This is a genomic window from Vibrio sp. GLN_1 (assembly GCF_043106015.1).
Lineage (GTDB): Bacteria > Pseudomonadota > Gammaproteobacteria > Enterobacterales > Vibrionaceae > Vibrio > Vibrio parahaemolyticus.
Genome location: NZ_JBICMD010000036.1, coordinates 1,215,373 through 1,237,834, shown reverse-complemented (window position 1 = coordinate 1,237,834; position 22,462 = coordinate 1,215,373). Strand labels below are relative to the sequence as shown.

The following is a 22,462-nucleotide window of genomic DNA, read 5'->3' as shown; positions in this document are numbered from 1 at the left end:
TTGTTATGTTTAATTGGTTTGAAAAACTGACCCAACCCTTTCCCCAGATGGAAACCGAAAAGCCACCGAAGACGCTTTTTGGCTTCTGTCGCTTTTACACTCGTGGCTTTGAAGCCCCTTTACTTGTCATGGCGATATTCAGTGCATTGATTGCTGTAACGGAAGTGACGCTCTTACGTTACATGGGCGAATTGGTGGATATTCTTGCCAACCAAGACCGTGCAACATTCTGGGTGGATCAAGGCGATCGCATGATGATGGTGTTGCTTGTTGTCGTTGTGATGCCGTGTTTAGGCTTTGTGCACTCGATGGTGATGCACCAAACGTTATTGGGTAACTACCCGATGTCTATCCGTTGGTTGATACATCGTTACTTGCTGAAACAAGCGGTTGGCTTTTTCCAACGAGACTTTGCAGGCCGAGTCGCGACCAAAGTGATGCAAAGCGCGTTAGCGGTACGAGAAACAGTGATGAAGCTGGTGGATGTACTGGTTTATATCAGCGTTTATTTTCTGTCGATGATTTGGATGATGGGTGAGGCAGATGGCTTATTGATGCTGCCGATTGTGGTCTGGTTAGGCATTTATGTTCTGATCCAGTTCTACTTTATCCCACGAATGAAGCAGGTTGCGACAGATCAAGCGGACGCTCGCTCGGTCATGACCGGACGCATTGTGGATTCTTACACCAACATTTCTACCGTTAAATTGTTCGCGCACTCGCAACGAGAGTTGGAATACGCAGAAAGCAGCATGAAGCAGTTTTTGGTGACGGTTTACCGCCAAATGCGCATGGTGACTTGTTTGCTGTTCAGTGTCGATGCCATCAACTATTTATTGCTTCTGTCTATCAGTGCTATCTCGGTATACCTCTGGTTAGACGAGGCTGTGACGATTGGTGCCATTGCGATTGCCATCAGTATTGCGTTGCGTGTGCAAGGTATGTCGAAGTGGATCATGTGGGAAGTTAGCGCGCTGTTTGAAAACATTGGCACGGTAGTAGACGGCATCAATACGATTTCAAACGACGTTGAAGTGAAAGACGTGCCAAATGCCAAGCCTCTGCAAATTTCGCAAGGTGAGATCTGTTTCGACAACGTAGGTTTTAACTACAGTGACGAAAAGGCGGTATTTGAGAACTTGAACCTGACCATCAAACCGGGCGAAAAAGTCGGTATCGTCGGTCGCTCTGGAGCAGGTAAATCCACGTTGGTTAACCTGTTGCTGCGTTTTTACGATGTGAATACGGGTAAGATTTGTATTGATGGGCAGGACATTTCGCAAGTCGAACAAGAGTCGCTGCGTCAACATATCGGTATGATCACACAGGACACTTCTTTGCTGCATCGCTCAATTAAAGAGAACATTCTTTACGGTGATCCAAGCGCTTCAATGGAGGCTGTGATTAACGCCGCTGAAAAAGCACACGCGCATGACTTCATCCAAACGTTGAAAGATGAACAAGGCAATGCTGGCTACGACGTTGAAGTGGGTGAGCGCGGCGTGAAGTTGTCTGGCGGTCAGCGTCAACGTGTGGCGATTGCTCGCGTGCTGTTGAAAAACGCGCCAATTTTGATCATGGACGAAGCAACGTCTGCACTTGATTCAGAAGTGGAATCGGCAATTCAAGAAAACCTTGAAGTTCTGATGGAAGGAAAAACAGTGATCGCGATTGCTCACCGTTTATCAACGATTGCCGCGATGGATCGTTTGATTGTAATGGATGACGGCAAAATCATTGAGCAAGGCTCGCATCACGAACTGCTGCAATTGGGTGGTGTTTACGCTCAGTTGTGGAAGCATCAAACCGGCGGTTTTTTGTCTGAGTAAGATGCTGCCAAACAGCTGCATCTAAATGAGACTAAACGAAAGAGGAGCAAATGCTCCTCTTTTTTGTGTCTGTCGTTTATACCGAGTGGGTGGCGTCAATGGGTAACGTTAACTTGTGATTATTCATTGAGTTAGACCAACTTAGTGATGGTTATGTTTATAACTGTCTGTCGTTATTGAATTTTTTACGCTTTTTTTACGCGAACTCCGAATGGGCTTTTGCTAAAGTTTCTGCATCGAATTTTGGTTGATGTACTTTATGTTTGCTCATTGGCGAGATAACACATTTCTCTTTTCTGCCATCGTGATTGTTGGCGCGGTTGTGGCCTCATGGCTGTTAGACCAACTGTTTGGCTCTACGGCTGCCGTCCTGCTGATTTTGCAGTTAGCAGTCGTGGTGGTGGCGTTTCAATGCAACTCGCGATTCGCTTATGCGGCGGCGGTGATCGAAGCGCTGAGCTTCAACTTCTTTTTCACGACGCCTCGTTACTCTTTGCAGATGTTTCGTCCGGAAGACATTTTTAATCTAGTCGTGTTTATGGTGGTGGCATTTATCACCAGCACCTTTGCGGATCTTTATCGTCGGCAGCAGGGCGAGTTAAAACAAACCAAGCTGCAAAACAGCATCCTGCTATCGGTGTCCCATGACCTACGCACGCCGCTGGCAACCATTATTGGAACACTGACCACACTCAACGAGTACATGCCCAAGCTCAATGACTTAGAGCGCAAAGAATTGCTCGACAGTGCGACTTCAGAAAGCCACCGCTTGCATCAATATATAGAGAACCTCTTACAGGCGACTAAGCTCCAACACGGCACATTAAAAATTACCAAAAAAGATGAGCCTATTGCGAATATTGTGCGGGATGCGGTTTCTCGTTTGCCGAATTACACCGAGAAAGTGTCCATGAATATGGATGATTCCGTTGGCTATTTGTCAGTAAGTCGTTCGCTCATCGAACAAGCGATTTTTAATGTGCTGGATAATGCCATGCGATTTTCGCCAGAGAATGAATCTGTTGAGGTTTCTCTTTCTAAGCAGGGTTCGTCGTGCGTGATTGATGTTCGGGACATGGGGATTGGCATCAAAGCTGAAGATGCGGAAAAAATATTCAGCCTTTTCTATTCCGGCGCGAACAACAAATCGGCCGATTCAGGCACCGGAATGGGACTCGCGGTTGCCAAAGGCATCATCACCGCGCACCAAGGAGAGATTCAATCTATGCCGGTATCAGAAGGGACGCTGATCCGCATTCGACTTCCACTCAATCAAGGAGCAGAGCAGGCGTGAGTTACAAAGTTTTAGTCGTGGACGATGAGCCTCGCATTCATACCTTTATTCGAATTTCGCTGTCTGCTGAAGGGTTTGATTACATTGGCGCGAGTACCATTGCAGAAGCCAAAGCGTGTTTCGAAGCGCATTCGCCACACGTCATTCTGTTAGATTTAGGATTGCCCGACGGCGATGGGACGGAGTTTCTCACTACACTTCGTCAGACGCATAAAACGCCAGTGCTAGTGCTGACAGCTCGCGATCAAGAAGAGGAAAAAATCCGCCTTTTAGAAGCGGGCGCGAATGATTACTTGAGCAAGCCTTTTGGCGTAAAAGAGCTCATCGCGCGCATCAAAGTGCTGGTTCGAGATTTGGTGGATGAGCAATCCATCGCTGATGAGCTGGTGGCTGGCCGAGTCAAAATCATCAAAAGTACTCACCAATTTTGGTTGGATCAGAGGGAAATTCCACTCACCAAGAAAGAGTTTTCTTTCATTGAACAGTTGATTCTCAAGCCGGGAAAACTCATTGAGCAAACTCATTTGCTAGCGGTGATTTGGGGAAAAAGTCATGTCGAAGATACTCACTACTTACGCGTACTAGTGAGTCAACTACGCAAAAAACTGAACGATAGCGCTGACGAACAGCGACTTTTAAAAACCGAGCCGGGGCTGGGTTATCGTTTAGTGCTTGAGACGTCCAAGCACCACTAAATTCCAAATTTAATCAACGTTAATGCCAAGGTTTAGTGCTGGTTATCGGCACTCGAACAGGATTCGTGTTGCCTATTTTCCGTGACGGAAAATCAGTCTAGCCCTTAACGCATTAGCATTTTCTATACATAAAACACAGTTAGGGATTGATATGGCTCACTTTACAGTAATTGGTTTAGGGCGATTTGGCGTTGCCGCCAGCTTAGAACTTATTCATCTTGGACACACGGTAACGGGGGTGGATAGCGACCCGAAAATCGTCGAAAAATACGTCGAAGAGTTAACGCAAGCGGTCATATGTGACGCAACAGACGAAGGTGCGCTCAGAGAGTTAGCGCTAGCGAACAGTGATGTGGTGTTGGTGGCGATTGGCGAAGACATGCAAGCCAGTTTGTTGTGTACGCTGGCGCTGAAAAATCTGGGTGTGAAATCCATTTGGGTCAAAGCGAGCACCAAAGCACACCACACCATCGTGTCTAAGCTTGGTGTACAACGCATTATTCATCCGGAAGAGGAGATGGGCGTAAGAGTCGCGCAGGCACTCAACTATCCGATGGTGAACAACTATTTGGAAATGGGGCATGGCTTGTATGTGGTGGAAATCCACGTTAAATCCAATCTGCACGATACGCCGCTTTCTAAGTTGATCAGCCGAGGCAGTTACAACATTCAGCCTATCTTGGTGAAGCGCGAAGAAGCCGTCTACACCAATATCAATGATGAGTTTGTGCTTAATGAGTTCGACACGCTGTTGCTTTGCGGTAGTCGCGCTGAGCTGAAATACGTCGCTCCAAGGTTGGTGTAACATGGTTTTGTGGCATCCCTCTATTATCCCAATCGAGCGAAAACCCAAAGCGGGCAAAAAACTGTTGGGCGCACCGCCGCTGATACTTAGCCTCAGCTTTGCGTGCTTGATCATTCTCGGCACTGTCTTACTCAAACTGCCGATTGCCACCACAGAGCCCATCACTTGGATTCAAAGCCTGTTTACTGCGACATCAGCCATCACGGTGACGGGATTAGTTGTGGTGGACACGGGCACGGCGTTTACGCCTTTTGGGCAAGTGGTTATTGCCTTCCTGATTCAATGTGGTGGCCTAGGTTTAATGACGTTTGCCATCGTGACCTTGCTGGCTCTGGGCGGAAAAATTGGCTTTTTGGAGCGAGCAGTCGCGAGAGAGGCGTTCAACCAAACTGACTCATCGACACTCATTGCCACTGCTAAATCTGTATTGATGTTCGCTCTGCTCGTTGAACTTATTGGTTTCACTATTTTGAGCGTTTATTGGAGTGAAGAGCTGGGTTGGAAAACCAGTTTGTTCCATGGTTTCTTCTACACCATCAGTGCGTTTAACAATGCAGGTTTTGCATTGAGTGCCGATAGCTTAATGCCTTACGTGGACGACCCGGTCGTTAACTTCACCATTACCAGTTTGTTCATTATTGGTGGTTTAGGCTTCTCGGTTTGGATTGACTTAAAACGCAATCGCCGTTGGCACCGACTCACCGTTTACAGTCGAATGATGATCTTAGGCACGATGATCATTAACGTGGTGGCACTTATCGCGATTTACCTGATTGAATATGACAACCCCAACACGCTTGCCCCGTTGAGCGAAGCAGGGAAATGGTGGGCATCGTGGTTTCAAGCGGTGACGCCAAGAACGGCAGGGTTCAACACTTTAGCTATCGATCAGTTGGAAGATGCCACAACGGCGATCATTCTGGTGTTGATGTTTATTGGCGGTGGATCATTGAGCACGGCAAGTGGTATTAAAGTTGTGACATTTATGGTGTTAGTCTTGGCAGCTTACAGCTATTTGCGTCGTGATGAAGCAACCTATGCCTTTCAACGCGAGATTCCTAAAGAGACCATCAGCAAGGCATTGGCGCTGACTCTGATCTCGGTGGGGGTGACTTGGTTTGCCATCTTCACGCTGTTACTGACAGAGAAAGCGTCTATGTTAGACATTATGTTCGAAGCGGTCTCGGCACTGGGTACGGTTGGTTTGTCGCGAGGCTTAACGGGCAGTTTGTCCGAACCGGGTGAGTTAGTGATCATCTTCATGATGTTTATGGGACGATTAGGCCCCCTTACTTTGGCGTACTTCTTAGCCAGTCCTAGAAAGAAAAAAGCGCGTTACGCGAGCACTAAACTGGCAATAGGATGATGAAACCGATGCGGCGGCAAAGCATGTGGATGGCATGCTTTGCTGCTTGCTTGTGCTTAGCATTATTACTAAGTTGTTCATCGAAAGTTATATAAAAAGAGGAACAAATGAGCTTTATGAGTAAGTGGTAATTTCTGTAATAACCATAAGTTATGTATGCCTTTTGTTTGTCGTGAAGGTCAATAATCTCATTGGATCGAGCGATGTATAGTCGCTAAATTAAGTTGGCAACTTTTCCGTGCTGTTTTTGGCATTTAGTACCCATTGTTTGACCTTAATACGAAAAACGACATTACCCATCAACAATGTTTGCCTGAGTTTCGGCTGTTGTATTAACGGCTGCATTTTCTGCAGTTGAAGATAACTACTTTACAAAAGAACTCTCCATGCAAACTCGCCGCGAACTCTTCTTTGCCCCTTTTCAGCGTCTGGCTGTAATCGCAGAGCAATGGCGAGCTGGGTCTAAATCTTACTTAACAGACTTAGCTTCAATCGCGTTACTTCTTCTCCCACTGACATTATCCAACGCGCTGGCTATTCTACTTGGTCACGCATTTCGAGTGGCGGGCTTGGGGGATGTTTCCTTACTGCTTTTCCACCTTTCCGACATTTTGATCAACCTATATCCCACGGCATTTTGCGTGGTTGCTGCATATTATTTGTCGCACAAAGCCAATGTATCGAGCGTGGTGCTTATCATTTATTCGCTGATCATGTTCTATTTGGTGTCGATAGAAAATGAAAGCCTATCCGCCACGTATACGTTGCCCAATAACTCTCTGTTGGCGCTGATCAGCGCCATGATGTCGTATTTGTACTGCAAACATTTGAGAATTCAATTGCTTGAACCCCAAGCACTGGACTTTACTTCTCGGCTGTTTAAAGACGTTTTGCACTTTTTCGTATTTGTTCTTGTCGCGGTAAGCCTGTCTCACGTCACTGCGGCGATCATGGTGTGGTTTAGTGGCGCAGTGCGCAGTATCGGCGTCGATCCTTTAACGCTTGAAGGCGGTTTAATCTATCAAACCGTTTTGGGGTTGCTAGGGGCGACGGGCATCAATGCTCACAACATGTTGTTTGCCATCAAGCAGCAGATATACGCCGCGACCGAAGCCAACATGGGCGCTTGGCAAGCTGGCGAAGCGTCGCTTAACGTTATCAGCCAAGGTTTTTACGACGCCTTTTTGTCTATGGGTGGTTCAGGAAACAGCGTCTGTTTGCTTCTGTGTATCCTGATTTTTGCCAGAGAGCGCAACCACATCATGTTGGCGTTGGCGGCTGCGCCATTGGTGATGTTCAACATTAATGAAGTGTTGCTGTTTGGTTTGCCGATCATTTTCAACCCCATTCTCATCATCCCATTTGTACTGGTGCCTTTGGTGAGCTTCGTGATCACTTATGCCAGCATTGCGTCGGGTATCATTGATCCTGTCGAGAAGATAGTAAACTGGATGACGCCGCCGTTAATCAGTGGATATGTCGCAATGGGAAATCATATTCAAGGCACAATACTTCAACTGATAGTGATCGCGGCAGGGGTATTGATCTATCGACCTTTTTATCTTGCTTATGCTGGCAAACACGCGAGTCAATTCGGGCTGAACAATGCTTTGAATGGTATTGAACAATCGCTGTTTAAGTCTCTGCTTAATAGCGTGAAAGATTCAAACATATACAGTATCAACAAATCATCAGCTCAGAAGCGTTTGACTTCAATTCTGCGAGAAGGGGAGCTGGTGATGTTTTATCAAAAGCTACAATCGACTCATGATGAGAAAGTGTTCTCCTATGAAGCGCTGATTCGTTACATCGACAAAGAGGGAAAACTGTGCCCTCCAACGTTCATCAGTGATTTCCAAATGCTTGATGCCATGCCGCTACTTGATAAGTTGGTCATCGAAAAAGTGCTGTCGGACATGAAAACAATGTCGTTATCGCCGTCACGTCGAGTTGCGATCAATATTTCGGTTTCGACGATCGAACAAGCGGATTTTGTTCAGCACTTACAAGGACGACTTGAGCACTATGGCGTGTCCCCAGATTGGTTAGAAATCGAGATAACCGAAGAGGCGGTGTTAAACGATAAAGTGTCGTTGACCAATACGATGATCGCGCTGCAAGCGTGTGGTATTCGCATCGCAATGGATGATTTCGGAACGGGTTATGCTTCGTTTCCGCATTTGCTCAAATATCCGTTTGATAAGATCAAACTCGACCGTTCATTACTGCTTGATGCCACAGATGAAAAGGGGCGCGAGTTATACCGAATTGTGGCTAAACTCGGGCACATTGCCAACTGCGAAGTCGTAGCCGAGGGCGTAGAAACTCAAGCAGAATACGAGTTCGTCGCGCAATGTGGCGTCGACAAAGTACAAGGTTTTTATCTGGCCAAACCGATGCCGAGACAAGACTTATCGGATGAGAGAGCATGACCCGATTCGCGTAGTAAAAAGGGAAGCACGCGCTTCCCTTTAGTCACACTCAAATTGAATTCAACGATTATTTGAACTCAAATTTACCCTGCATGATCGCCCAGTGACCAGGGAATGAGCAGAAGAATGAGTAATCACCGCCAGCCGTCATTTTTTCCGTGCTGAATGTAATGCTGGTGCTTTCACCGCCACCAACGACTTTTGTGTGAGCGTAAACGCGCTCGTCGTCTGGCTTCACGTAACTGTTATCTGCACCAGCAGACATGCCGTCAGTGCCTACCGCTTGGATGTTGGCTGTATCTGCGATGACAACGTTGTGCCCCATAGATTGCGCTGGCATTTTACCAGTGTGGTTGAGCGTTAGCGTTACTTCTTTACAAGTTGCTGGAACACTCAATGTTTTGGTCGAAAACTGCATCATATCGTTAGCATCAATAGAAACCTCACACTCGGCACTGGCTTGTGCGCCGAAGCTCAATCCTGCCAGTGCCAAGGTTGCTGCTAATATACGTAAAGACATATAACACTCTCCATTTTGTTGTTTTGGGCTGACTTGGACTTTTTTGTCCAATAGTTCTCATTATCAGCCAGTTTTGACCCGAAAAACGTGCTTCAATCGGTATATTGACGATTTGTTGCAAACTTGTACTGGTTCGTTCCACTGATTGATCACTGAACAACCTGATTTTCTTTCGTGGCGTGAACTGGCTCAATTCTTAATTCGTGTAGGTTGAGGGAGTCGATTCAATTAAGAGAGGGAATATGAGATGGGTAAGAAACTAAGAGAAAGCCCAACGTCGACGTTGGACTTTAGAACGTATTCAGAGGAGGGTTAGCGAGTCTGTTTAAGCTCGGCTAATACTTCGTGCAGTGAAGGCACGATAGCGTGGCCAAATTGTTTTACCTCATCGCAAGGTTCAACCAAGTCCGGAATTTGATAAGTAATCATGTTTGCCGCTACAGCGGCGCGAACACCGTTATTGGAATCTTCAAAGGCCAAACATCGGCTTGGCTCTACATCCAGACGGTTCGCTGCTAGTAAATAGATTTCTGGGTCGGGTTTGCCGTGGTTCACTTCGCAGCCTGTCGTTAGGTTATCGAAGTATTTGCTCAACCCTGCTAATTCCAGTTTGATTTTTGCCACTTCTTTCGCGGTAGATGTCGCGACTGCGATAGGTAAGCCCTGTGCTTTCAACCACTCCAGCAACTCAACAACGCCATCTTTTACAGGGATAGCTTGGTGTTTGACAACTGCGTTGTAACGAGTGCGCCATTCAAGATGCAGGCGGTCTAAATTCTCGCCGTAGGCTTTGCGGAAAATCGTCTCAATTCCTGCCGCATTGCGGCCAATGATCGATAGGTAAACATCTTCATAAAACGGAAGGTTTTGTACTTCACATGCTTCTTGGAAAATACGCATACAGACGCGTTCAGTATCAAGAAGTAAACCATCCATATCAAAAATAGCAGCTTGGTATTTCATTACATTACAGGCTTGTTGAGTGAGGGAACACATTCTGGCATAAGCCGACGTAATTTTCTCGGAAATTTACTTTTCTGTTTGTCGCAGCTGTATAAATCGGGTGCGGTCTTATTCGATAGGGTGACTTTATGGCTCTAAAACAAAAATGGTGACAGCGCAGCGTATATCATTCTAATTAATCAATATTATTTTTATTGGTACTGTTTATGTTTTCGTGGTTAATTTATTGTAAATATTGATTGTTTAAATGTTTTGGATTATTCCCGTAGAGTTTTTATAAAAACTATCTCTAATTAAAGCGTGAAACTTGTCGTAATTCATTACTTGGTTTTTAGGTTATTGAGTTGAATGGTTTTTTTATCACTACAATAGTGTTGTTTAAGATATGAATGTCTCGATAACTATTCCTTCAAGCTTAAAAAGTACAGAGCGTTTTAATGAAGTCCGAAGTGAATGGTTTGTATTGGAGTTTAAGGATGAAGTTTAAAATCGGTTTAATATCCGCAGCTATTTTGTTATCTGGGTGCGCGACTCAAAAAATGGCTTTCCCGACACAAAACCAATTAACCATTACAGGCAATACGCTGGTGTACGACGGCATGATTACCGGGGATGCCGTGCTTGAAGCCATAAGAATTGTGAATGATAGTGACCAGAAAGTGACAACATTACGTATTACCAGTAGTGGTGGTGATATTGGCGTCGGGATCGAGTTTGGTCACTTCATAAAAAACAACGATATGGATGTGATCGTCAGCCAATTGTGTTTTTCTGCTTGCGCGAATTACATATTGCCTGCGGCGAAAAGTGTGGTGATTGGAAAAGATGCGCTTATTGGGTGGCATGGTGGCGCGAATCAGAGTGACGAGATGTGGGATCAATCGGTTCCTTCGCAATACGAAAAGCAGTTTTATCGCTATCTTACTCGCTTACGAATTAAAGAAGCGGAGTTCTACAACAAAGTAGGAGTGGATCCAAATATTACCGTTTATGGGCATACGAGAACGAATACATGTCAACGTTCAACGCTCGCGAATGGTTGGTATTACACTGAATCTGATATGCGGCACATGGGAATTAAGAACCTGACTGTGCAAGGTGAATTACTGGACACTTTGAACTACAACAACAGCGAGATTAATTCTTGTTTGATGCCGAAAATATTTAATTAATTATCACCGCCACAAAAATCGCTCGAGTGAAAAAGAATACGCCTCGCTTAAATTGCGAGGCGTTTTTGTTTCAATTTGAATCAACTGTAAGCCCGTGCAACGCGACCTTCGCAATTCAAGGTGTATTGTTTGGCGTAAGCTGGGATGAAAACAGATTGGCCTTTATCTACTACACACGTTTCACCACTTGCGTGTGTAATCACGAGCGGGGAATCTAGCGGCAACAGGATTTCTGCGGTTCTTACATCAAGCGTTCGTTGGTTGGCTTGTTTTACAATCGCGAATTTGAAATCGTCGACGGGAATTGGGTATTCCAACATGTCGTCGTTTTCGATTGGCGCAAGCAGTAGGTTGTCGAATGGCTTTTCTTCGAAGCGTGTGCATGCAACGAGTTCTTTTACGTCCATATACTTCGGTGTTAAACCTGCGCGTAGTACGTTGTCTGAGTTCGCCATGATCTCAAGCCCCGTCCCTTTCAGGTACGCGTGTGGCGTTTCTGCATCCAAGAACATCGCTTCGCCTGGTTTCAGCGTGATAACGTTGAGTAGCAAGGGTGCAAACAAACCAATGTCGCCCGGGTATTGCGTTTCTAACTCCAAGATCAGGTTGAACAGAGGCAAGTCGGTGATGCGAGCTTGTGCCAATAGCACCGTCAACGCCATCTCTTTCTGTTCGCCTTCCAGTGACAATAGACCGGAGAAGAAGCTCGCCAATCCTTTGGAAGTTTGATTGTCGATAAGGTCATCCACCAAGCCTTGCAGCTCAGGAATCGCCAGCTCAGAGAAGAAGCTGATGATTTCACTTGTTGGGCGGAAGCCATTCATCGCTTGGTATTCGGTTAGCGCGTAAACCAATTCTGGTTTGTGGTTTGGATCTTTGTAGTTACGGTTTGCAGCGGTTAGGGGAATGCCTTGTTTTTCTTCCAGTGCAAAACCTAGTTCTGCTTGTTGCTTGTTTGGGTGCACCTGAATCGACAGCGCTTTCTCGGCGGCAAGCACTTTAAACAGGTATGGAAGTTCACCAAAACGGTTTGCGACTTCTTCACTCAGAAAAGCATTCATGTCTTGAGCAATCAGTGAAGAGAGTTTGGTCTCCTTGCCGTTTACCATCACCACTGAGCAACCGTTTGGATGCGCGCCCATCCATACTTCTGCTTGTGGTTCGCCCGTTGGGTTTTCAATGCCAAACAGTTGGTTAACAGAAGTAGTACTGCCCCAAGCGTAGTTTTGAATCACGTTGTTCATCAGGAAAAACGTCGGATGCGCAGCTTGAGTTTGAATCGTTTGTGTATCGGACATCGTTAAATCAGACATAGAGTGTCACCATGAGAGAAAATCATGGCTTGGGCGACATTGCCCAAGCCATAGGAGCCATTTGGGGGAGGGGGGATTAAGCAGCTGCTTGCATCATTTTTGCTTTACGTACTTTCTTCAACGTTACACACGTTACTGCGGTAACCGTTGCGCCAGCTGCCATACAAATCAGAGCAAGGACTGGGTGGTTCATCGCGCCAAGTAGAGCGACCACGGGACCGCCGTGAGCAACGCTGTTGGTGATGCCGAATGAGAACGCCATTACTGCCGCCACCATTGAGCCAAGTACGTTTGCAGGAATCACTGACATTGGATCTTGCGCCGCGAATGGAATAGCACCCTCAGAGATACCAACCAGACCCATTGCACCTGCTGCTTTACCCGCTTCGGTTTCTGATTCTTCGAACAGGTTGAACTTACGACCAAGCGCCGTTGCCAGTGCCATGCCTAGAGGAGCAACAGGGATTGCACACGCCATCGCACCCATAAATTGAGTTTGACCGCTCGCAATCATGCCCACAGAGAATAGGAATGCGACCTTGTTGAATGGACCACCCATATCGAAGCCAGCCATACCACCAAGCACGATACCCAGTAGAACGACGTTACCTGTACTCATGCTAGTTAGTAGCGCAGTCAGACCGTCCATTAGGCTTGCGATTGGCGCACCGATAACGAAGATGAAGAGACCAGCGATGAATAGCGAACCTGTGATTGGTGCGATCATGATTGGCACCAAAGGTTGGATGAATTTGTGGTAGTTAATCGACGTAATCCACTTCACGAAGTAACCCACAAGCAGACCGGCGATGATGGCACCGATAAAGCCTGTACCAGCGTCTGCACCGTAGAATGAGCCGTTGTTTGCAATCCAACCACCGATCAAGCCAGGAGCTAGAGCTGGGCGGTCAGCAATCGCGTAAGCAATGTAACCGGCAAGGATTGGGATCATCAGGGTAAAGGCAACCACACCGACATTGAGGATTTGGTTCCACATGCTGCCTTCAGGAATCGCCATGCCCGCTTCACTTGGCTGACCGCCTACAGCAAGAGCAAGGGCAATCAGCAGACCACCGGTTACGACGAATGGGATCATGTGTGATACGCCGTTCATCAAGTAGCGATATAAGTCAGAACGAGCTTGAGAAGCTTTGTCGGCAACCGACGCTTGCGTATTGCCATTGGACTCAGCTTGGTACGTCGGTGCGTTTAACGCTTCATTAATCAGTCCTTGAGCATCGCGGATTGGGGCTTTTACGTTGGTTTTAACCACGCGTTTTCCCGCGAAGCGGTTCATGTCAACTTGCTTGTCACATGCGACGATGATGGCATCTGCACGCTCGATTTCTTCTGCGGTTGGGCTGTTTTTCACACCGATTGAACCGTTCGTTTCAACCTTGATTTCGTAACCCATCGCCGCGGCGCCTTTCTCTAGCGCTTCTGCTGCTAGGTAGGTGTGAGCAACGCCCGCAGGACAACCAGTAACACCAATGATGAAACCTTGGTTCGCTGGAGCATCTGTCACTGGTTGCGGTTCTTCTTTAGCAAGAAGGAGTGCCAGTGCGTCTTGGCTGTTTGCTGCGTCTAAGAACGCATCGATGAAACCATCTTCAATCAGTTTTGAAGACAGTTCTGCAAGTACTTCGATGTGGTGGTTATCGCCACCGTCTGGAGAAGCGATCATGAAGAACAGTTTTGAAGGTAAACCGTCTTCTGCGCCGTACTCGATACCTGATTTGCTTACGCCGATCACAACCGCCGGTTCAATCACAGCGGCGCTTTTCGCGTGTGGAATTGCCACGCCATCTTCAAATCCGGTATTTCCTAATTCTTCACGTGCTTTTATATCTGCAAGAAATTGTGTTTGGTCAGAAATACGACCTTGGGCATGAAGAACGGCAACCAGTTCTTTAAATACGTCTTCTTTTGAAGACGCTTTAAGATCAAGCTTAATTAAGTCTTCATTTATTAGTTTGGTGATCATTGTCGAACCCCTATAAATATAATTTTTATTTCAGGGGTATTTTTAAATTACTGATGAAAAGACTGTAGTGAAGAAAAAATGCATTTACTGGAGGATTGTAACCGACTAACTATAGTGTGATTTAGATCGTTCACTGGACAAATCTAGCTGTATATCTGTGACATGATGGATAAGAAGCCAAACGATAAGTGAAATGTGGCTTTGCTCCCATTTGAAAAGGGATTGAGTGTTATTGATAGAGTTTTTGTTACTGGAAAATTGATGCGTTAACTGGATTTTTGTAACATAAAAATGGAAGTGTGATTTTGCTCAATAGCACAAAAGTCCAGTCCGGTGTATATCTATAGTAAATAGCATCATTGATGCATATATAGAGTGTGAGACAATGATTTTTCATGATTTAATTTCAGCGGTATTAAATGAAAGAGAGCCATTTCATAATATTTGGTTTGCAGGAGATTTTCATACGCCGCCTGAATTTAGCTATCAAGTTAATTTCCCTCGCCTAGAGTTAGTTCTGGATGGGGAATATATTAATGAAATGGAAAGTCATGATCGAAAAGTAACGCACATCGTTGCTAAAAAAGGCGACGCGATATTTATTCCACCTAACTGTTGGAATAAACCAGACTGGGATACCGATTGCTCAGTGTTAAGTATTTTGTTTGGGCGTCGACAACTTGGGTTAAGTTTGGTGAGCAAACGCAAAGGTGAGGCAAACTTTTACGATATTCAAAAGCATAGCATCCAAACACGCTCAGGATTTGCGATAGATAACATCTTAGAAGCGTTGAGCTCACTGGCTCGTGAGAATACTAAAAAACCAATGGATGAGCTTTTACTGCAAGCATTACTGCAATACGCGAAGACGATGTTGGATGCACCAGTCGAGCAGCAGTCACATAGCCGTGTGCAAGATCTCTATCAAGGGATTTGCATCTACATTCAAGAGAACTTCCATCGCCCAATCACACGTGACAGCATTGCGTCGAGATTCAGTATTTCCTCGAACCATTTGTCGCGCTTGTTCCGTCAGCAGGGGCACATGACCTTGGCAGACTACATTACTTGGGTACGAGTGGATCGTGCGAAGTTTATGCTCAAGAAATACAACTTCAAACTCAATGACGTGTCAGTGCGCTGTGGATTTAAAGACGTGAACTATTTCTGCCGAGTATTTAAGAACCGTACAGGCAGAACGCCGACGGAATATCGTGGTTCGATTTAAACCTTCAGTCAGAGTGCGTAAATCATAGAGAAGTTTAGGCGAGCAGCCTCGACATGGCGTACATCAGCAGCGCTTGTAAGTCGACGCTGCTTTTTGTTAGTAGTAGGCGTTCCGCCATTTGATCGGTAAGCAGATTTCGTGTGAGGTTAGTGGCCGCAATGATCTGTTCTCTGGTCGGCTTTTCTGGCATCACCAGTGCTATAGCCAGATGAACATCACCCATCTTTGAAGCCCAATCCATCGACTTGTCATTTGCAATAACGGCAATAGAAATATGGTCAACACCTGAAAACATCACATGCGGTAGAGCGATCCCCGGAGTCACGCAAGTTGATGAACGTTCTTCACGTTTAATAAAAGCAAGGATCAGTTCGTCAGGATGAATGGGGTGGATCAGCTGAGCTAATCCTTTAAGGCATTCAAACTTGGTGAGCTCGGTATGTGCTTTGGCGTAGTGCCATTTGATTTCACAAGGTGGGCAAATTTGCGGTAAACGCTCGGCCAGTTGGCTAGAAAACTCATAGTTGATATGAGATCCCACCACCGTAAAGTGTTCAGCAATCATGTCTTTGATGACGAAGCAGGCCAGCTCTGCGTCAATGCCAATCGCTGTGATTTGACACAAATCACCTTGTTGTAGACCTGCTTGAAAAATCGCCACGGACTTGGTGAGTTCCGCAACACGATTTTGCGTTACATTAATGATATGTAAGGTACTTTTGAACTTCTTTGCCACTCGATTGAGTGGCTGAGCAAGGTGCGCACTGGCATTTGCATTATCGACGAAAAAGGTGATTTGGTATTCGTTCATCTGCAAATTTAGTCGCGGCAGTGGACGAGGAATACTTTGTCGACGTTCAGCAAAACCTCTTCAATGGGGATTTGAATTTTGCGCGTCCCTTCGAATCGGCCTGGTTGTTCTATCTCAATATCCGACACGATCAAAACCCGATCCGCTTGAGCGATATCGTGCGGAGTGAGCTGATTTTCTATCCCCATCGCACCTTGCGTTTCTACTTTAATTTGCACGTTATGTTTTGGCGCAGCTTTCATTAGTGCATCTGCCGCCATATAAGTATGAGCGATGCCTGTAGGGCATGCTGTCACCGCTACGATTTTCATGTTCTATCCATTTTATTTTTTGTGGATATTAGCACAGCCACCGCAGATTGAATTGATTTGAGCTGGATTAACGCAAGAGCTCTATCACAGTTTGAATCTCATGTTACATTAATCCAGTTAATGCACTTTTAGTCCTATATATCAAAGGGTAGGCACTGGTTAATCTATGCCCAAATAAAATGAGTAGGAACGCATACGAGCCAGGGGACCCTGTATCTCAAACTCACTTGGGTATATATTCGAGCGTGAATATTGGAAGGTAAAACAATGGACATCACAAACCTAATTGAGCTGGAAACGATATGTTTAGATCTAAAAGCTCAAACCAAAGATGAAGCGCTCAAAGAGCTGGTCGAGATGTTAGAGGCCGCCGGCAAGCTCAATAGTCAAAGCCAGTTCTTGGCAGATATCTGGAAACGAGAAGAGATCGGTAACACAGGATTTGATGATGGTATTGCGATCCCTCATGCCAAAAGTGATGCTGTAGCGAAACCGGCTGTCGCGGTCGGGATCAGCCGTAATGGGATTGATTATGGCGCCGAAGATGGCGAGCTGTCCGATGTGTTTTTCATGCTGGCGTCCCCAGATGGTGATGATCATCATCACATTGAAGTATTGGCACAAATTTCCACCAAAATTATCGAAGACGGCTTTGTTGAAAAGCTCAAGTTGGCTCAATCGCGAGAAGAAGCGCTTGAGATGCTGACTGATATTCAAACCCAATCCAATGAATTTCTCCCAACTTCTTTAGAATTTGCATCAGAACCCCTGAGCCCTTGGGCGCAAAAACTTGGCCGCATTAAAGAGCACTTGCTGTTTGGCACATCCCATATGATCCCGTTTATCGTTGCGGGCGGTGTGTTGTTGTCATTGTCGGTGATGATCTCTGGTCACGGTGGTGTACCACAAGAAGGAATTTTGGCCGATATTGCCCAAATGGGGATTGCTGGCCTGACATTGTTTACTGCTGTTCTTGGCGGTTACATTGCTTATTCCATTGCCGACAAGCCGGGCCTTGCACCGGGTATGATAGGGTCTTGGATTGCGGTCAGTCATTACAATACGGGTTTTTTAGGTGCAATTGTGGTCGGCTTTTTTGCTGGCTTTGTCGTTTGGCTATTAAAGAAAATTCAGCTACCAGACAGCATGAGTTCGCTTGGCTCGATTTTTATTTATCCGCTAGTGGGGACGTTTGTTACTTGTGGCGCGGTGATGTGGGTGATAGGTGCTCCGATTGCCAGCGCAATGACCACCATGAACGAAGTGCTGACGGGCATGGCGGGCTCAGGCAAAGTAATGCTCGGAACTGTGCTTGGGGCAATGACCGCGTTTGATATGGGCGGCCCAATTAACAAAGTGGCGACGTTGTTTGCTCAAACCCAAGTGAACACGCAACCATGGTTGATGGGCGGGGTCGGTATTGCGATTTGTACGCCGCCATTGGGTATGGCACTAGCCACGTTTTTGGCGCCGAGTAAATTCAAGCGAGATGAACGCGAAGCGGGGAAAGCCGCAGGTATTATGGGGATGATCGGTATTAGCGAAGGTGCGATTCCTTTTGCCGCTGGCGACCCTGCACGAGTGTTACCCGCTATTGTGGCTGGTGGCATTGTCGGTAACGTGATTGGCTTTATGTTCCACGTAATGAACCATGCACCATGGGGCGGTTGGATTGTTCTCCCTGTTGTGGATGGAAAAATTGGTTACATCATCGGCACGATTGCGGGCTCAGTTACCACGGCATTGATCGTGATTGCACTAAAGAAAACCGTCACCGAAGATGAGAGCTACACAGGTCATTCTCAAGTATATGGTTCTGTTCAAGGCGAAGGTGAGGCGGATGTTTTGGCGGTTACATCTTGTCCATCAGGTGTGGCACATACGTTCTTAGCGGCGAAGTCATTGGAAAAAGCGGCTTGTGCACTCGGCATTAAGATTAAAGTCGAAACCCAAGGGGCGAATGGCGTCATCAACCGAATTACCGAGAAAGACATCGAGAAAGCGAAGTTTGTGATCTTTGCTCATGATGTCGCGATCAAAGAACCGGAACGTTTTCGAAAAATAAAAGTGTTGGATGTGACGACCAAGGATGCCATGTTGAACGCTACGGCTTTGTTGCAAGCACGTAGAGTGTCTTAGCATTTTACTTCTGAGAAATTTGTCCTTAATAACCCTGCTGACTGCTTCGGTTTTTACTCCAACATCGTGCTCCGCTTTTATTTGTGCCGCGAGTGAAGGATAAATTACGAGTAATGTTTTCAATTCTTTAGTAGCATGTTACAAAACATTTCAGTCAGGTGAACTAAGGGAAGCGTGCAATGGAAAAACAACGAGTAGCATTTATTGGTTTGGGTGTCATGGGCTACCCAATGGCGGGCTATTTGAGCAAAGCGGGGTATGAAACCAAAGTATACAACCGCACCAAAGCCAAAGCTGATAAATGGGCTGCAGAATACAATGGCATTGCGTGCGAGACACCGCGAGAAGCGGCAGAAGGTTGCGATATCGTATTTACTTGTGTTGGTAATGATAACGACGTACGCAGCGTGGTGTATGGTGAAGAAGGCTTGTTAGTTGGTCTCAAAGCGGGCGCGGTTTTGGTTGATCACACAACAACCTCGGCAGAACTTGCTGTGGAACTGGCGGATGCGTGTAAAAAAGTGGGCAATCACTTTATCGATGCGCCAGTCTCGGGCGGTCAAGCGGGCGCAGAAAATGGCGTGTTGACCATCATGTGCGGTGGTGAACCGAGTGTATTTGACCATGTTGCGCCTGTGATGGATGTGTACGCGAAACAAATCACTCTGCTGGGCGAAAATGGTCAGGGACAGCGTTGTAAAATGGTAAACCAAATCTGTATCGGTGGTATTTTGCAGGGCTTGAGTGAAGCACTTTTGCTTGCGCAAAAATCTGGCTTAGACATTGAACAGGTTGTCGAGACGCTGAAACACGGCGCTGCTGGTTCATGGCAAATGGAAAACCGTGCCACAACCATGGCGCAAGACAAGTTTGATTTTGGCTTCGCGATTGATTGGATGCGCAAAGACCTTGGCTTTTGTTTGGAAGAAGCTGAGCGTGTTGGGCTTGAGCTTCCATTGACTAAGATGGTCGACGAGCAGTACGCAGGCCTTCAACGTGAAGGGCTTGGTCGTATGGATACGTCAGTACTGATTAAGGCTGTAGCCAAAAATCAGTAGTAGATGAAGAACTCTTTGGTATCGAAGAGTTTGAAAAAGTCTAAATTGATCATATCGAATTCCTCTTAACTGGGAGGTGCAACGTGCGCCTCCCTTTTTATTTACTATGGAATATTTGCTGTGGGTTATTTCGCTAAACCTAACGCCAGTTCTAAGCCTTTGCCGTAGGCTTCGTCCGCTTGGTAAGCGTGGGTGACGTGACGTTCTTTAATGAAGTCTGGCACACCATCCATCGCTCGTGCGGTGTTATCAAACAGCGCTTGGCGTTGCTCTTCGTTCATTAGTCGGAACAGGTCACCTGCTTGGCTAAAGTAATCCTCATCAACACGATGGTCGTAATGGTCAGCATGGCCGCTAATTCGCAATGGTGGCTCTGAATAATCAGGCTGCTCGGCCCACTCTTGTTTGTAGTTTGGCTCGTAACCTAGTGTTGAACCGAAGTTACCGTCAACTCGCATTGCGCCGTCACGATGGTAGCTGTGTACCGGACAACGAGGGGCATTGACTGGAATTTGGTGATGGTTTACACCTAGGCGGTAACGCTGTGCATCTCCGTATGCAAACAAACGGCCTTGCAGCATTTTGTCTGGCGAGAAACCAATTCCAGGAACGATAGCTGCCGGGTTAAACGCGGATTGCTCAACTTCTGCATAGAAGTTTTCTGGGTTACGGTTCAGCTCAAACTCACCTACAGGGATAAGTGGATAATCTTTTTGAGACCATACTCTTGTTAGGTCGAATGGGTTGAAGTTAACTTCGTCGGCTTCTAATTCTGGCATGATCTGTACATACATTTTCCATTTCGGGAAATCCTGACGCTCAATCGACTCATACAAATCGCGGTGATGGCTTTCACGATCTCTGCCCGCCAGCAGTTGTGCTTCCTCATCGCTGATGTTCTTAATACCTTGCTGAGTTTTGAAGTGGAACTTCACCCAGTAGCGTTCATTTTCAGCGTTGATAAAGCTGAATGTATGGCTACCGAAGCCGTGCATGTGACGGTAAGACGCAGGAATACCACGATCACTCATGACGATGGTTACTTGATGGAACGCTTCTGGGAGTGATGTCCAAAAATCCCAGTTGTTCGTCGAGCTGCGCATGTTGGTGCGTGGATCGCGTTTCACCGCGTGGTTGAGGTCAGGGAACTTCAACGGGTCACGTAAGAAGAAGACTGGCGTGTTGTTGCCGACTAAATCCCAGTTGCCTTCTTCGGTGTAAAATTTTAGGGCAAAACCACGGATGTCTCGTTCTGCATCCGCTGCGCCGCGCTCACCAGCAACGGTCGTAAAGCGAGCAAATAGCTCGGTCTTTTTACCAACCTCAGAGAAAATTTTTGCACGAGTGTATTTTGTAATGTCGTGAGTCACGGTGAATGTGCCGTAGGCACCAGAACCTTTTGCGTGCATACGACGCTCAGGGATCACTTCACGATCAAAGTGCGCTAGCTTTTCTAGAAACCAGACATCTTGTAGGAGTTGAGGGCCACGTGGGCCTGCTGTCATCACGTTTTGGTTATGAGCAACTGGGCAACCTGCCGCAGTCGTTAGCTTTTTGTTTGTCATTCTTATTTCCCTCCAGGGATTCATCAAAACCTTAGAATCTGAAAGGAAGATTATTACGGAAAGTCATGAGGTTAAAGCTGATAATGCTTATCAATTCAATAGGTGGTGACTATGGCCGAAAAGTCACAGAAATCAGAATTGGACTACATTTTAGTTGTTGATTTATCTTAGGATTTATTAGTAACAATCAAGAATAATTGGTAGGGATAGAAGAGGTATGAATGATTGAATTTATAAATGAATACTTGCGCTCTATTTCGATAAAAAACGTCCCTTTGATGCGATTGAGACAACGTTATTTGTCTTCAATCCAAGCCTCAAAGGGACGATTAAATTAAGCGTAGTTCACTTCAATTTGTTCGGCTTTCTCGAAAGCAGGGTGCGTCGCAAGTTGTTTACCGTAACGAACCATATTCGGGAATTGTTCTGCTAGGCCAAACATCTGTACTAACTCAACGATGAAAGACATCATGATGTCTGCACCCGTCAATCGCTCTTCTACGAGGTAGGTTTTTCCTTCTAACGCTTGTTCGAAGTAGCTCAATACATTCATTGCTTCTTTGTCGGCGTATGCAGGCAAAAACTCCATCGAGTTCGGCTCTTTACTGATGAATATTTTCAATAGCATCGGCAAAATAGCGGAGCTTTCTGCAAAGTGCATCCATTGTAAATATTCAGTATGCGCTTTTGTACCACGCTTAGGGGCAAGCGCTCCATCACTGTACTTTTCAATCAAGTATTCAGTCATGGCTCCTGATTCAATAATAAACTCACCATCGTCTTCAAGGAGTGGCGACTTACCAAGTGGATGAACGCTCTTTAGTTCTGGCGGTGCCATGAAAGTCACTTTGTCACGAACGTAAGGCACGATTTCGTAATCCACGTTGAGTTCTTCAAGTAACCAGATAATACGCTTAGAGCGTGACTGATTCAGATGATGAAGTTTTATCATTTGTTATCCCTTCCTTATTGCGGGT

18 protein-coding genes are annotated in these 22,462 nt (G+C 46.1%); 10 read left to right on the top strand and 8 right to left on the bottom strand.

All coding sequences use genetic code 11. The annotated features are described in order from the left end of the window. The first annotated feature begins 5 nt into the window (after positions 1-5). From ACF8OV_RS23290 to ACF8OV_RS23265, 6 genes are all read left to right on the top strand, one after another. Positions 6-1,829 (top strand): ABC transporter ATP-binding protein, encoded by a 1,824-nt coding sequence (locus ACF8OV_RS23290; RefSeq protein ID WP_203504258.1) that lies wholly within the window; start codon positions 6-8, stop codon positions 1,827-1,829. Positions 1,830-2,088: 259 nt separating this feature from the next. After that, positions 2,089-3,123: an ATP-binding protein gene (locus ACF8OV_RS23285; protein ID WP_025638729.1), complete on the top strand. Its 1,035-nt coding sequence runs from the start codon at positions 2,089-2,091 to the stop codon at positions 3,121-3,123. Continuing rightward, positions 3,120-3,818 carry a response regulator transcription factor gene (locus tag ACF8OV_RS23280; protein WP_025557708.1) on the top strand — a complete coding sequence of 233 codons (699 nt, stop codon included), beginning with the start codon at positions 3,120-3,122 and terminating at the stop codon, positions 3,816-3,818. The genes ACF8OV_RS23285 and ACF8OV_RS23280 overlap by 4 nt, the downstream gene beginning before the upstream one ends. Positions 3,819-3,969: 151 nt before the next feature. Continuing rightward, positions 3,970-4,623 carry a TrkA family potassium uptake protein gene (locus tag ACF8OV_RS23275; RefSeq protein WP_005375180.1) on the top strand — a complete coding sequence of 218 codons (654 nt, stop codon included), beginning with the start codon at positions 3,970-3,972 and terminating at the stop codon, positions 4,621-4,623. Position 4,624: 1 nt separating this feature from the next. Next, the gene (locus tag ACF8OV_RS23270) at positions 4,625-5,989 is read left to right on the top strand and encodes a TrkH family potassium uptake protein (RefSeq protein ID WP_392404395.1); all 1,365 of its coding nucleotides are present in this window, start codon (positions 4,625-4,627) and stop codon (positions 5,987-5,989) included. Between the two features lie 386 nt (positions 5,990-6,375). Continuing rightward, positions 6,376-8,421: an EAL domain-containing protein gene (locus tag ACF8OV_RS23265; RefSeq protein ID WP_203504257.1), complete on the top strand. Its 2,046-nt coding sequence runs from the start codon at positions 6,376-6,378 to the stop codon at positions 8,419-8,421. Positions 8,422-8,488: 67 nt separating this feature from the next. On the opposite strand, the gene azu is transcribed toward ACF8OV_RS23265, so the two are convergent. Both azu and ACF8OV_RS23255 read right to left on the bottom strand, forming a co-directional pair. Beyond that, positions 8,489-8,941: an azurin gene (azu, locus tag ACF8OV_RS23260; RefSeq protein WP_005463034.1), complete on the bottom strand. Its 453-nt coding sequence runs from the start codon at positions 8,939-8,941 to the stop codon at positions 8,489-8,491. Between the two features lie 312 nt (positions 8,942-9,253). Then, positions 9,254-9,904, bottom strand: coding sequence for an HAD family phosphatase (locus ACF8OV_RS23255; RefSeq protein WP_203504256.1), 651 nt, complete (start codon positions 9,902-9,904; stop codon positions 9,254-9,256). Between the two features lie 476 nt (positions 9,905-10,380). On the opposite strand from ACF8OV_RS23255, the gene ACF8OV_RS23250 reads away from it, so the two are divergent. Then, positions 10,381-11,076, top strand: a complete 696-nt coding sequence (locus ACF8OV_RS23250; RefSeq protein WP_203504255.1) for a hypothetical protein — start codon at positions 10,381-10,383, stop codon at positions 11,074-11,076. Positions 11,077-11,156: 80 nt separating this feature from the next. Here the strand turns inward: ACF8OV_RS23250 and manA are convergent, their stop codons facing one another. Together manA and ACF8OV_RS23240 are read right to left on the bottom strand one after the other, a co-directional pair. Next, positions 11,157-12,374 carry a mannose-6-phosphate isomerase, class I gene (manA, locus tag ACF8OV_RS23245; protein ID WP_373897127.1) on the bottom strand — a complete coding sequence of 406 codons (1,218 nt, stop codon included), beginning with the start codon at positions 12,372-12,374 and terminating at the stop codon, positions 11,157-11,159. 91 nt (positions 12,375-12,465) lie between these two features. Then, positions 12,466-14,373 carry a fructose-specific PTS transporter subunit EIIC gene (locus tag ACF8OV_RS23240; RefSeq protein WP_025524221.1) on the bottom strand — a complete coding sequence of 636 codons (1,908 nt, stop codon included), beginning with the start codon at positions 14,371-14,373 and terminating at the stop codon, positions 12,466-12,468. 385 nt (positions 14,374-14,758) lie between these two features. Here ACF8OV_RS23240 and ACF8OV_RS23235 point away from each other — a divergent pair, with 385 nt between their 5' ends. Continuing rightward, positions 14,759-15,601, top strand: coding sequence for a helix-turn-helix transcriptional regulator (locus ACF8OV_RS23235; protein WP_006742228.1), 843 nt, complete (start codon positions 14,759-14,761; stop codon positions 15,599-15,601). A 34-nt stretch (positions 15,602-15,635) separates the two neighbouring features. Here ACF8OV_RS23235 and ACF8OV_RS23230 read toward each other — a convergent pair whose 3' ends face one another. Then, entirely contained in the window at positions 15,636-16,412 is a 777-nt protein-coding gene (locus tag ACF8OV_RS23230) for a PTS sugar transporter subunit IIA (protein WP_025524219.1), read from the bottom strand. An 8-nt stretch (positions 16,413-16,420) separates the two neighbouring features. Continuing rightward, entirely contained in the window at positions 16,421-16,723 is a 303-nt protein-coding gene (locus ACF8OV_RS23225; RefSeq protein ID WP_005463048.1) for a PTS fructose transporter subunit IIB, read from the bottom strand. 267 nt (positions 16,724-16,990) lie between these two features. Here ACF8OV_RS23225 and ACF8OV_RS23220 point away from each other — a divergent pair, with 267 nt between their 5' ends. Continuing rightward, positions 16,991-18,862: a fructose-specific PTS transporter subunit EIIC gene (locus ACF8OV_RS23220; protein ID WP_025524218.1), complete on the top strand. Its 1,872-nt coding sequence runs from the start codon at positions 16,991-16,993 to the stop codon at positions 18,860-18,862. 179 nt (positions 18,863-19,041) lie between these two features. Beyond that, the gene (locus tag ACF8OV_RS23215; RefSeq protein WP_005463052.1) at positions 19,042-19,920 is read left to right on the top strand and encodes an NAD(P)-dependent oxidoreductase; all 879 of its coding nucleotides are present in this window, start codon (positions 19,042-19,044) and stop codon (positions 19,918-19,920) included. A gap of 125 nt (positions 19,921-20,045) precedes the next feature. Here the strand turns inward: ACF8OV_RS23215 and ACF8OV_RS23210 are convergent, their stop codons facing one another. Together ACF8OV_RS23210 and ACF8OV_RS23205 are read right to left on the bottom strand one after the other, a co-directional pair. After that, positions 20,046-21,485 (bottom strand): catalase, encoded by a 1,440-nt coding sequence (locus ACF8OV_RS23210; protein WP_005499691.1) that lies wholly within the window; start codon positions 21,483-21,485, stop codon positions 20,046-20,048. A gap of 334 nt (positions 21,486-21,819) precedes the next feature. Further along, complete coding sequence (locus ACF8OV_RS23205) at positions 21,820-22,437, bottom strand: glutathione S-transferase family protein (protein WP_075110062.1); 618 nt, start codon at positions 22,435-22,437, stop codon at positions 21,820-21,822. Positions 22,438-22,462 lie beyond the last annotated feature (25 nt).